Source organism: Mucilaginibacter endophyticus (assembly GCF_003351025.1).
GTDB classification, from domain to species: Bacteria; Bacteroidota; Bacteroidia; order Sphingobacteriales; family Sphingobacteriaceae; genus Mucilaginibacter; species Mucilaginibacter endophyticus.
The window spans coordinates 102,343-115,311 of the sequence record NZ_QPCG01000001.1; the positions used below are offsets into that span (position 1 = coordinate 102,343).

Annotated in this window: 10 protein-coding genes and 1 tRNA gene; 5 read left to right on the forward strand and 6 right to left on the reverse strand. The window is 41.7% G+C overall.

Annotation, left to right across the window (positions count from 1 at the left end):
- Positions 1-72 precede the first annotated feature (72 nt).
- Complete coding sequence (locus DUL71_RS00445; protein WP_114936268.1) at positions 73-1,569, forward strand: TlpA family protein disulfide reductase; 1,497 nt, start codon at positions 73-75, stop codon at positions 1,567-1,569.
- Positions 1,570-1,856: 287 nt separating this feature from the next.
- Here DUL71_RS00445 and DUL71_RS00450 read toward each other — a convergent pair whose 3' ends face one another.
- From DUL71_RS00450 to DUL71_RS00470, 5 genes are all read right to left on the reverse strand, one after another.
- Positions 1,857-2,780, reverse strand: coding sequence for a hypothetical protein (locus DUL71_RS00450; RefSeq protein WP_114936269.1), 924 nt, complete (start codon positions 2,778-2,780; stop codon positions 1,857-1,859).
- A 148-nt stretch (positions 2,781-2,928) separates the two neighbouring features.
- Positions 2,929-3,180: an ATP synthase F1 subunit epsilon gene (gene atpC, locus DUL71_RS00455; RefSeq protein ID WP_091174059.1), complete on the reverse strand. Its 252-nt coding sequence runs from the start codon at positions 3,178-3,180 to the stop codon at positions 2,929-2,931.
- A 140-nt stretch (positions 3,181-3,320) separates the two neighbouring features.
- Entirely contained in the window at positions 3,321-4,826 is a 1,506-nt protein-coding gene (gene atpD, locus DUL71_RS00460) for a F0F1 ATP synthase subunit beta (RefSeq protein ID WP_114936270.1), read from the reverse strand.
- Positions 4,827-5,000: 174 nt separating this feature from the next.
- Positions 5,001-5,987, reverse strand: coding sequence for an NAD(P)H-quinone oxidoreductase (locus tag DUL71_RS00465; protein ID WP_114936271.1), 987 nt, complete (start codon positions 5,985-5,987; stop codon positions 5,001-5,003).
- Between the two features lie 395 nt (positions 5,988-6,382).
- Positions 6,383-8,785: an ABC transporter permease gene (locus tag DUL71_RS00470; RefSeq protein ID WP_114936272.1), complete on the reverse strand. Its 2,403-nt coding sequence runs from the start codon at positions 8,783-8,785 to the stop codon at positions 6,383-6,385.
- 200 nt (positions 8,786-8,985) lie between these two features.
- Between DUL71_RS00470 and DUL71_RS00475 the strand changes: the two genes are divergently transcribed.
- The 4 genes from DUL71_RS00475 to obgE all read left to right on the forward strand — a co-directional run bounded on the left by DUL71_RS00475 (position 8,986) and on the right by obgE (position 11,378).
- Positions 8,986-9,447 carry a redoxin domain-containing protein gene (locus tag DUL71_RS00475; protein WP_114936273.1) on the forward strand — a complete coding sequence of 154 codons (462 nt, stop codon included), beginning with the start codon at positions 8,986-8,988 and terminating at the stop codon, positions 9,445-9,447.
- Positions 9,448-9,509: 62 nt separating this feature from the next.
- A tRNA-Arg gene (locus DUL71_RS00480) sits at positions 9,510-9,583 on the forward strand.
- A gap of 97 nt (positions 9,584-9,680) precedes the next feature.
- Positions 9,681-10,259 (forward strand): adenylate kinase, encoded by a 579-nt coding sequence (locus tag DUL71_RS00485; protein ID WP_112573015.1) that lies wholly within the window; start codon positions 9,681-9,683, stop codon positions 10,257-10,259.
- Positions 10,260-10,370: 111 nt separating this feature from the next.
- Positions 10,371-11,378, forward strand: coding sequence for a GTPase ObgE (gene obgE / locus DUL71_RS00490; protein ID WP_112575031.1), 1,008 nt, complete (start codon positions 10,371-10,373; stop codon positions 11,376-11,378).
- Here the strand turns inward: obgE and DUL71_RS00495 are convergent.
- A complete protein-coding gene (locus DUL71_RS00495; protein WP_114936274.1) occupies positions 11,371-12,942 on the reverse strand; it encodes a hypothetical protein in 1,572 nt (523 codons plus the stop codon). The genes obgE and DUL71_RS00495 overlap by 8 nt on opposite strands.
- Positions 12,943-12,969: the final 27 nt, after the last annotated feature.

The window sequence follows — 12,969 nt, forward strand, 5'->3', positions numbered from 1 at the left end:
CTGAATTATAAAAATAGGATTTGAATTTATTTTTTTTATACCTTTATATCAATCTAAATCTTATCAGCCTAAATGAAACGCCTCTTATTTGTAGCCCTGTTGTTTTTCACGGTAAATCTTGCTGCCCAAACAAAAAAACGGCCTGCCGGAACAACTCCTGTAAATAAGCCTGTAATTATCTCTGCTCCTAAAGCTACTGCGGTAATTAAAGGAAATGTTAAAAATTTTAATGGCGAATACTGGAGTTTTGCAGTGACCGGCGATTTTGAAAATCGGCTGGTATGGGTACCCATTGATAAGAATGGCAACTTTAACCAAACCATCGGAATAGATGGAGATACAGAAGATCTTTACCTGTACCTCAATAAAGACGCGATCACTATCTGCGCTCAAAAAAATGACACCATAACCCTTAACTGGGACAATAACGATTTTAACAAAACTTTTACCATTTCATCTCCTAAGCCTCGCATCAATGAGCGATTGCAAACCATGATGTCGGTTTATAACCTTTGCCGTAAAGATCTGATGGACCTGAGCGAGTCGCTTTATAAGGATAAGATGACCGACTCCGTAAAGTTTGAAAAAATAAACCGGCTATATAACAAGGAAATGAAGGCCTCGGCGGTAAACCTTGAGTATACGGAAAGCGAAAAGTTAATTACTGATGTTTACTATAAATATGCTGAACTTTTAAGAAGTAACAATTTATTGCAGAAATATAATCTTCACATTAATGATACTACTGAAACCGGTAAAAGGCTCAATATGCAATTTCCCGACGGTGGCTATCATATAGAATCGGAGTTTGCTTACAGAAACAGTAATGCTTATAAAAGCTTCCTTTTTAACTATATCCGCTTTAATAAAGGATTAAACGGTACCAGGACAGAAGGAAATGATTGGAATAATAAGACGGTGCCGTTTGCCCCGGCATGGGATGAGTATTATCTGGCTATGGCCAATTTACGCTTAGTGGAACTACGCGACTGGTTTGTAACCAACGAGATAAAGATGGATTTTGGCGCCTATTCTTATGAAGATGCCGAAAATATTTATAAGGATTTTATTACCAAGGTTAAAACGCCCCGGTATGCCGATACGCTTAAGCAAACCTATAAAGCCGCACAGGTATTACGACCTGGCAACCTGGCACCTGAGTTTAATTTGAAAAATGATAAGGGAGAGATGGTATCCCTGAAAAGTCTGCGTGGTAAGGTAGTTTATATTGATTTTTGGGGAGTGGGGTGCGGGCCTTGCATCTACGAAATTAAAAACACCACGGCGGCTTTACACGAACGATATAAAGATAAGAACATCGTTTTCCTGAATATTTGCGTAGATACTGATGAGAAGACCTGGAAAAGTAACCTGGCTTCGCTAAATGTTAATGGTGTTAATGTTATTGCAGAGGGATGGACAAGAAATCCCGTTTGCCAAAAGTACAACATAACCGGCATCCCGCATTACGTAACCGTTGGTGCTGATGGAAAAATAGTGAATAATAATAGTGCACGGCCGTCTTTTGGTGATGCACTGTTAGCCGAGCTTGACAAGGCTTTGAAATAATATTTATGAACGTCGTCATGTATTGTGAGGTACGAAGCAATCCCCAGGGCAATTACAGGGTAGTTTTTTGCATGGGCCACTCTGCTAATAGGAGATTGCTTCGTACATTACAATAATGATGTTTACGTATAACCCGAAAAAAGGGTACAAAAAAAGCGTCCAAGTTGTGATACCTGGACGCTTTTTTTGTGTCTTATAATTTATGTGTATATCTAAGCATGCTCGTTTTGAGCAGGTGTTTATGGTTTTAGTAAAATAATTAAAAGTTAGTCCCTATTTCTCAAATCTTATTGGGATATCAATTCAAAAAAATATTTGTCATTTAGATTATCCAAGTCTTGCGCTTTTATAAAGACAATTTTTAGGTTCTTATTCATAAGATTGAGCTCTTTTGAGAAATTGCTTAATGTGGCAAGTCTATCAGGATTAAATCTTTCTGCTGGCAATACTGTAAGTAAGATGGGCATGACATTATTCTTTACCTTGTTAGAATATAATTTAACTTTCCAATCTAATTTTATCACGTTGTCGCGTACAGTTGATCTTGTTACCCCATTAGGATAAAACTTGAACTCGAAAATGAGATCAGTTACTATAGATTGCTCCGAACTTAAGACAAGGTCGTATTCAGCCTTTATCGAACCCTCTTTGATCTGAATATTGGGAAGTATTTTATAACGCCCTTGAAATATTGATGTCAGCTTATTGCTCAGGAATTGCTCTATTTGAACATAGTTTGATATGAAATTTTCTTTGGTAGGGGGGATGGTGGTAGTGGTGGTGAGCTCATCAATATCAGAACTAATATTTGCAGCTTCTTCGAACTCTTTTGTATTCTTGCTTAAAACATCAGCAGCAGTCATGTTTTGAACTTCATTCTCAAGTTTTTTAGTGGTTAACAGATCTCGTTTATCAATATCTGTTTGTTTTTTGTTCCATTTAAATAACCCAATAAATGAACTTATTATGCCAAATAATAGCAAAATCACTGAGGCAAAGGGAATAGTAGTATATAAAGTCCCGATAAGAGATTGTCTTTCTTTTATTATACTTTGAGCTTCTTTCGTTAATAATAATATTTTATTGTTTTCTATTAACAAATCAAATGGTTCCTTTAGATAGAACCATGGTAATAAAATGGCGAGCGCTATCAATATTATACCAGCAGAAACTAAAAATTTATATAGGTCGCTGAATTCTAATTTGTCCATGATAAGCAGTAGGTTATCGCTTTTAAATAACGATATTAATTTATTAAAATACTACAATAAATCTACTAATACTGCAATGAATTTTACAAAAAAGCCCGGATAAAAACTTATCCGGGCTTTATGATTTTAATAAAATACTGCTTATCGCTTATTTATGCTGAATGCCTTCGGCTAAAACAGTTACTTTATTGTTTAATGCTTCTACAACACCGCCTTTAATAAAAAACACTTCTTCTTTAGCTGCACCACCGCGTACGGTAAGTTTGCCATCCTGAAGGGTGGAAATAATAGGGGCGTGGTTGTTCAGTATTTCAAATAATCCCAAAGCACCAGGTAAGGTTACCGAGGTGGCCTCGCCTTCGTAAACTTTTTTATCGGGAGTAAGAATTTCTAATGTCATCTTTTTAGATATGAGATTTTAGATTTGAGATGTGAGACAATTCTGTCCTGATCTGTGATCTTAAATCGGGTTTTAAATGTGAGATATAAGTTTCAAATAGGTTTTTCCCTATCTCAAATCTCATATCTCACATCTCAAATCTAAGCGTTGGCTTCAGCCAACAGCTTTTTGCCTTTTTCAATAGCATCGTCAATGCTGCCAACTAAGTTGAAAGCTGCTTCAGGGTACTCATCAACTTCACCGTCCATGATCATGTTGAAACCTTTGATGGTATCTTTAATGTCAACCAGTACACCTTTTAAGCCGGTGAACTGCTCTGCAACGTGGAACGGCTGTGATAAGAAACGCTGAACACGACGGGCGCGTGATACAACTAACTTATCTTCTTCAGAAAGCTCGTCCATACCTAAGATGGCGATGATATCCTGAAGCTCTTTGTAACGTTGTAAAGTTTCTTTAACGCGTTGAGCGGTATTGTAGTGCTCATCACCTAAAACAGCTGGGCTAAGGATACGTGAGGTTGAATCCAATGGATCCACCGCAGGGTAAATACCAAGCTCGGCAATTTTACGTGAAAGTACGGTAGTAGCATCTAAGTGGGCGAAGGTTGTAGCCGGCGCCGGGTCAGTCAAGTCATCCGCAGGTACGTAAACGGCCTGTACTGAAGTGATTGAACCACGTTTGGTTGAGGTGATACGCTCTTGCATGGTACCCATCTCGGTAGCAAGCGTTGGCTGGTAACCTACCGCTGATGGCATACGACCTAATAGCGCTGATACTTCTGAACCTGCCTGTGTAAAGCGGAAGATGTTATCGATAAAGAAAAGGATATCACGGCCTTTACCATCTTCATCACCATCACGGAAATACTCGGCAATAGTTAAGCCTGAAAGGGCCACACGTGCACGTGCACCCGGCGGCTCGTTCATTTGACCGAACACGAATGTTGCTTTTGAATCTTTCATGGCTTCGGTATCTACTTTAGATAGATCCCAGCCGCCTTCTTCCATTGAATGCATGAAAGCGTCGCCATATTTTATAATGCCTGATTCAAGCATCTCACGTAAAAGGTCATTACCTTCACGTGTACGCTCGCCAACACCTGCAAATACAGATAAACCTGCATAAGCTTTCGCGATGTTGTTGATCAGTTCCTGGATCAATACTGTTTTACCTACACCGGCACCACCAAACAAACCGATTTTACCACCTTTTGCATAAGGCTCTAAAAGGTCGATAACTTTAATACCTGTAAAAAGTACTTCAGTTTCGGTAGATAGGTCTTCAAACCTTGGAGGGGTTGCGTGAATAGGACGACCATTTGATTTGTCAAGATCAGCGATACCGTCGATAGCATCACCTACCACGTTAAATACGCGGCCTTTGATGTTGTCGCCTACCGGCATTTTGATAGCAGCTTCGGTATCTAAAACCTTCATACCGCGTAACAAGCCGTCAGTCGAGTCCATCGCGATAGCACGTACACGATCTTCGCCTAAGTGCTGCTGAACCTCTAAAATAACTTTTTGGCCATTGTCTTTAGTGATCTCTAACGCGTCATAAATTTTAGGAAGATGAGCGTCATCAGCGAAACTTACGTCAACTACCGGACCAATGATCCTTGAAATTTTTCCAATGTTTGGCATATATAACCTGGTGTTTTTTAAAAAATACTTTTACTGAACAGCTACATACATCATTTGTAACAGGAATGTATAAGATGCTATTTCAGAGGCGCAAAGTTAAGATTTCTATCCAATTATTTAAATACTGAATCAAGTTTTTTAAACGATAATTTCAACATTGTTAATTAGTTGGTTTTAATGTTCAAAACTCAGCGCAATTTTGCCTGTATGTGTACTGCTTTCCATTAACTTATGAGCGGCGGCGGCATCCTCAGCGCCAAATGTTTTATATATCACCGGTTTTATAGCCCCCGATTCAATCAACGGCCAGATTTTTTGCTCCAGGTTTTTAGCGATCGCGGTTTTAAAAGCAACTTCTCTGCTCCTTAACATAGAGCCCGTAATGATGAGCCTTTTGGCCATTACTTTACTCAAATCAAGCTTCACTTCGCGGCCATTCATGGCGTTGATCATCACCAGCCGTCCTTCAATAGCCAGTGAATCGATATTACCAGGCATATAATCGCCGCCAATCATGTCCAGGATCACGTTAACGCCAACGCTATGGGTTAGCGATTTGATCGCATCTTTAAAATTAGTTGTTTTATAGTTGATAGCTTTATCTGCGCCAAGCTGCTCGCAGAAGCTGCACTTTTCATCCGATCCTGCTGTTACAAAAACGGTGCTGCCCAAAGCCTTGGCCATTTGAATAGCCGTAACACCAATGCCGCTTGATCCGCCATGTATCAACAGCGATTGGTGGGGTTGAAGCTTACCACGATCAAACACATTGCTCCACACGGTAAAAAAGGTTTCGGGCAGTGACGCAGCCTCGGCGAAGCTAAGGTTAACAGGCACAGGCAGACATTGGCCTTCGGGCGCTTTGCAATATTCGGCATAACCACCGCCTGTAACCAGTGCGCAAACCTTATCGCCTGGTTTCCATTGGATAACGGCATCGCCCACTTCGACAATTACACCTGCCACTTCCAGTCCGGGGATATCTGCAGACGCTCCGGCAGGCGGGGGGTAGTTCCCTTTGCGCTGAAAAATATCGGGCCGGTTAACACCTGCCGCCATTACTTTAATCAGTACTTCGTCGGCTCCATATTGGGGTTTGGGCCTTTCGGCAAGCTGTAAAACTTCCGGGCCGCCGGGTTGAGTAATTACTATTGCTTTCATAAGCTTTAAGGTTGAAAGCTAAGTTAAGATGTTTTGTTTAAGATATGGATAAGAAAACAGTAATGGGTTTTAATGAAAGCGGTAAATACGGGGCACCTAACGGAGCCTTAGAATTTTGTTTTATTTTCTATAAATACGATACTCCTACGGAGTTCTATCGCGCATATTAAGATGCAAAACTCCGTAGGAGTATCGTGTTTGTAGTGTAATTGAAAAAATATATCGGGCTCCGTAGGTGCCTCGTGTTTTAAAAAGCAGATATCACAAGTCATCCACCCCGCATGGCTATCACACAAAACTTGCTTATAAGGCACAAGTAGCCTCCGCTCTTTGCCTGCCCTTCATACTTGCGCCAGAAAGGGAAAAACTAACCTCCAATCTCCGGCCTCCAATCTCTAACTTCCATCCCTCAAACTCTCAACCGGATTAGCCGCTGCTGCCCTGAATGATTGTAAGCTGATAGTGGCAAAAGCTATTAATATAGCTCCCGAGCCTGCCAATACCACCAGCCACCATTGAATATTTTGACGATAAGCAAAGCCCTGCAGCCACTTGTTCATGGTTAGCCATGCCAACGGGGCGGCTATGGCAAATGATATGATCACCAGCTTTACAAAATCTTTTGATAGCATGGTTACAATGGCTGTGATGCTTGCACCCAGCACCTTCCGGATGCCAATTTCCCGGTTGCGTTGCTCGGCGGCATAAGCCGCGAGGCCAAACAGGCCAAGGCAGGCAATTACAATGGCCAAGCTCGTAAATGTTATAAAAAGCTGGCCCATGCGTTGCTCGGTACGGTAAAGGGCATCGAAATCGGCATCCATGAACGAATAGTCAAAATGCTCATTTGGGGCAATGGTTTTCCAGGTTTTTTCTATCCCGGCCATTAGGGTTGGCAGATTACGGGTATTTACGCGGATGCTTAAACGCGCCAGCCAATCGTTATCAAGTGCCATCACCAGCGGGGTAACATTATCGCGCAGCGAACTGAAGTTGAAATCCTTCACTACGCCTATCACATGATATTTTTTGATATCCCTGGCGATGCCTGTAGTGATGGTTTTACCAACGGCGTTATCGCCATAGCCAAATACTTTCGCGGCGGTTTCATTGATGATCATCGCTGTCGAATCAGTTCTGAATTCCCCGGAAAACCCGCGACCTGTTTTCATTTGCATGCCCATGGTGCCAATGTAGTCTTCATCTATTTTCCAGAACTGGGTAGATTGCCCTTCTTGCTTTTCGCCCGGCGATATATAGTTTAAAACCTTGTTGTTGGCAGTAGGTAAAAAGCTGGTAAGGGTGGCGTTAACAACCCCGGATAGTTTTTTAATTTCCTGCTTCAGTAATTCGGGATGCTCGAGTGTGTTAACATTATTGAGGATAAGCACCTGATTGCGGTTAAAGCCGAGATCTTTATTCTGGATATAGTTAAGCTGATTATAAATAACCAAGGTGCCTATCACCAAAAATATAGAGATAGAAAACTGGAAAACCACCAGTGTGCTCCGGAAGGCACCGCCTTTAAACCCTGTAGAGATCTTTCCTTTTAAAACATTAATGGGCTGAAAGGCTGATAAAAAGAAAGCAGGGTAGGAGCCCGCTAAAATACCGACAATGATAACAATGCTTAACAAAGCGGGTATTAGCCAGGTTATGGTCTGTGCATTTATAGTTAATTGTTTGTTTGATAAGTGATTGAATAAAGGCAATAAGGCCCAGGCGGCCAGCACTGCTATAATGGCCGCAGTAAAAGTCACGATAAGTGATTCGGCAAGGAATTGGAAAATAAGGTGACTACGGGAGGAGCCTAAAACTTTACGCACACCAACCTCGCGGGCGCGGTTGGCCGAGCGGGCCGTAGACAGGTTCATGAAGTTAATGCAGGCCAGCAGCAGGATAAAAATCGCTACCGCTGCAAAAATGTAAACGTACTGACTATTACCATTGGCACCCAGTTCCATTACCCGGTTTGATTTAAGGTGGATATCTGTCACCGGCATCAGGCCCAACTTAAAGTAATTACCGCCTGCGGTAAATTTGCTGTAGTTCATGGTGGTTGAACCTTTGAGGCCCTCTTTCATCACAGCATTAAGCTTTGATTCGAGGCGGGGAACATTTGAATTGGGTTTAAGCAGCACATAGGTGGCAAAGGCGGTTAACCTATTCCACGGAGCATCATTGCTAACCGGCCCGGCCGACAGTAAAAAGTTGGCCCTGAAATGTGATTGTACCGGCATATCTTTCATTACCCCGGTTATTTTGAGCGGTGTGCTGCTTGTTACCAAAAACAGAGTTTGCCCAACTACATTGACGCGGTTAAAATATTTTTTAGCCATCGACTCGGCAATGACCACCGTGTTGGGCTCTTTTAAAGCCGTTTTTGCATCTCCGGAAAGTAGGGGAAGGGTAAATACATCGAAAATATTGGGCTCGCTGTAGAAAGTCGCGCCGTCTTCCCGCACAATTTCATCGCCCTTTTTAAAGCGGATATTGAGTGCGGGTGTTATACGCACTGCTGTTTCAACTTCGGGGCATTCTGTTTTTAAAACGTTGGCAACCGGAATTGCGGTTACGGCATATTCGGTAAGCGTGCCACTGAATTTCAGGTCGGTATTTACCCGGTATACACGCTCGTGTTTGGTGTTATACCGGTCATAGCTCAGTTCATCTACTACATAAAAGGTAATGAGCAGGCAAATGGCCAGGCCCAATGCCAGGCCTAAAATATTGATGAAAGTGAAGCCCTTATTTTTAAGCAGACTGCGAAAAGCGGTTTTAAAATAGTTCCTGATCATAGCATAAAAAGGTTTATGTCATAAATCTATAGCTAAATTTTTAGTTACACAAGGCAATTAACTAATTATTTAGTTTTAAGATTGTTTAATCAGGCTTTATATAAAGTAGGCAGGCATTTAAACATCTTAATGTTAAAAAAGAACATGAGTTTACTTAACTCGTTTTATTTTCCTTTTTTTGTCACAAACAAGCAAATAGTATGTCATTACAAATTGGCCAGCCGGCCCCTCAGTTTATTTTAATTTCATCAGCATTAAAAAGTGTTTCACTGGCCGATTTTAAAGGCCGCAAAGTAGTTATCCATTTTTTTCCTTTAGCTTTTACAGGTGTTTGTACTACGCAGCTTTGTACCATGCGCGATAGCTTTGGCTATTATGATGGTTTAAACGCTACTATATTGGGTATCTCTGTTGATTCGCCTTTTACCCTGGCTAAGTTTAAAGAAGAGAACAATTATCAGTTCGATCTGCTTTCTGATTTTAACAAAGATGTATCTACTGCTTACGGCGCCATTTACGACCAATTTGTTATGGGACTTAAAGGAGTAGCCAAGCGCGCAGCCTTTGTAATTGACGAAGAACAGAATATCATTTACGCCGAGGTTCTTGAGGATGCCGGACAGCTGCCTGACTTTGAAGCTATTGCAGAAATTGTGAAATAATTTTAAATAAAAATTTGCAACGAAAGTTTTAAAACCTATCTTTGCATTCCATTTCGGAACAGGCACTCGTAGCTCAATTGGATAGAGCATCTGACTACGGATCAGAAGGTTAGGGGTTCGACTCCCTTCGAGTGCACAACAAAGCCTGCAGCCCGGGATTTTTCCACCGCAGGTGCAAATTAACTGTAAGCCTTTCTGTTGTATTACCGAAAGGCTTTTAATTTATCAAGAGCATGCTAAATCTGGTTTTGTTTGGCCCTCCCGGAGCCGGGAAAGGTACTCAGTCGAAAAAACTTATTGAAAAATACGATTTGATCCACCTTTCAACTGGAGATTTGTTACGTGGCGAAATTGCACAAGGTACTGAGTTGGGTTTGGAAGCCAAAAAACTGATGGACGACGGAAAACTTGTTCCGGATGCTGTAGTTATTGGCATGATCAGCAATAAGCTTGACGCTAACAAAGACGCTAAAGGTTTTATTTTTGATGGTTTCCCGCGTACAGTTGCGCAGGCCGAAGCTTTAGATCAGTTACTGGAATCAAAAGAATCAGCAATTTCGGGCATGATAGCGCTTGAAGTTGGTGATGATGAATTGGAGCGCCGCCTGTTGGAGCGTGGTAAAGAATCTGGTCGTCCGGATGATGCCAACCCCGAAGTGATCCGCAAACGTATTAAAGAATACAATGATAAAACTGCTCCTGTAGCTGGTTTTTATCAACAACAAGATAAGTTTACAAGTATAAACGGTGTGGGCTCGGTTAATGAGATCTTCGCTGAAATTGTTGATGTAAACGAATCATATAAAAAATAGTCTTAAAGTCTTAAGACCGAAAGTCAGTAAAGTCCGCAAGTTAGGAACGTTAAAAATTCTTAATTTTGCGGACTTTACTGACTTTCGGACTTTCCGTCTAAATCAAAAATTATGTCTCAGGGTTCAAATTTTGTTGATTATGTAAAAATCTGTTGCCGCTCGGGCCACGGAGGTGCCGGTTCTGCCCATTTGCACCGTGATATATTAACTTCAAAAGGTGGTCCTGATGGCGGTGACGGCGGCAGGGGCGGCCATGTTATTGTTAAAGGTAACGCCCAGCTATGGACTATGCTCCACCTTAAATATCGTAAACACGTAATTGCAGGTGATGGCGATTCGGGAGGTAGCTCATTACGTTCGGGCAAAACCGGTCGCGACGAGATACTGGAAGTGCCCCTTGGTACAACCGTGAAAAATGCGGAAACCGGCGAAGTGCTTTTTGAGATAACTCAAGACGGCGAAACCAAAATTCTTACTCCCGGCGGTCGTGGTGGTTTAGGTAACTGGCATTTTAAAACATCAACACTACAAACCCCCCGCTTTGCCCAACCCGGCGAAGAGGGCCGTGAAGACTGGAATATTCTTGAATTGAAGGTACTGGCCGATGTTGGTTTGGTAGGTTTTCCTAACGCGGGTAAATCAACCCTGCTTTCGGTAGTATCAGCCGCTAAGCCTGAGATTGCCGATTATGCTTTCACCACGCTGGTGCCTAATTTGGGTATCGTATCATACCGTGGTGGGCGCTCATTTGTAATGGCTGATATCCCGGGCATTATAGAAGGTGCATCGCAGGGAAAAGGTTTAGGACTTCGGTTTTTAAGACATATCGAACGTAACTCGGTATTGTTGTTTATGGTACCTGCCGATACATCACGTAGCATCAAAGAAGAGTATGACATATTACTGCGCGAATTGGAAGAATACAACCCCGAACTAATGCACAAGCCCCGTGTGCTGGCTGTAACCAAAACCGATATGCTTGATGATGAACTGCAGGCCGAAATGAAAAAGGAGATCCCTGATGGCATCCCCTTTGTATTTATATCATCTGTGGCCCAGAAAAATATCGATCAGCTAAAAGACCTCCTTTGGAAAGAGATCAATGCCAGCGTTATTTAGCTTCCCACAAAATATAATCGTTACTCAGCATCGTCATTTTAAAGCCCTTATATCCCGGAAAGCATTTGCGCATAATGGTTGATTTGGGGCCGAGATAATTGGATGGCAAAACGATGTATAGCGGGCCGGCGTGGCCTTTATATACATAATCATCATAATCAATTGCTACTTCGGGGCCAATATCTTCAACCGTTATGGTACGGTTATGTTCAATCTCCAGGCTAAGGTCAGGGCTGTTAAATACAAAAATGGCATTGGTGTTTTGTTTATCCAGGTTGCGGATATAATTTAACGATGGCTGATCAATAAAAAGCTGTGCTATTCCTGAATATCCTCTCGCGCTGATATTTTTGTTTTGAAAATAGCCTGGTACAAAATATTTATAGCTTGAATAGGCTATTACAAAGCATACAAAATAAAATAGGTATTTGAAGCCTCTTTGCAGTTCGCTTACCAGGTAAATGATGCCCGGAGCTGCAATAAGTCCTATTAATCTTAAGTGCCTTGCCTCGTATGAGATATTGGCCTGCCTCAGGAATGATTGCCCAAAAAATAGCACCGCCACACCATAAAACACTGTTAATAGCAGTGCGTAGTGTTTGTACGGCACCTTTTTCACAACAAACCTGATCAATAAAATGCTTAATAAAGCACAAACCAATACAATTATTACACCCCAAACGTAGGAGAATATAGGCGTATCGTCATGAAACAGCAGGCCATTGGTTAAATCATCTATAGAAAAGGCTGTTAATATTGGCGATGCCAGCGGAAAGCCAAAAGTTTCCCAGGCCAGCTTGATGCTCCCATGTACTGTTGATGGGTTTCCACCTTTAGAAAGATAAAAGTGATTTATTGTGAGCAATGAAAGTACCGCGGGGATACCTATCCAGATGCCGTTTTTTATCCAGGTAACAATGTCTTTTGTTCCTATAGAAAACCTGATCCATAAAAAGCAACAGGCGGCGGCCAGCATCCATAAAAACGATGATTTACAAATAAAGCCGATGATCCCTGCAGCAAACAGGAATACCGCCATTTTCCAGCTGATTTTTTCAAAGGCTACGCATCCGTATAAAAACCAGCCTGTATACCCTAAAAGCAATACCTCGCCTCCGTTATAAAATACATAAGGTGTAAAAAACGATACCTGGATAAATATGAACAGCACGCTTAAGGCCGATATTATAGGCGTAAAACCCGCCTTTTTAAAGAAGCAGTAAAAACCAAAAATTCCAGATAGCGAAAATAACAGGGTTACGATAGAGGAAGCACGCCCGGTATTAACACCAAAAATCAGCTTAAAAAAATAAGGTACCAGGTATTGCCCCGGCGACCACCATGCCAAAAATTCAGATGTGTTTTTGCTGATATCGTTTTGGTTGGGTTTTACACTGATATTAAAAGCTGAGCCCAGTTCCATCGAGCGCATTACCTGGAAGCCTTTGCTTGGGTCAGGGTAGATGGCTGCCGGGGCGATGATCAGCATGACGCCCATAATGAAAACAATCCCGCTGACAACCAATAGAATGATTTGGTGGGCTTGTAGTTTTTGTTTCAGCATATAGTTATTTTAAGCAGATGATGTATA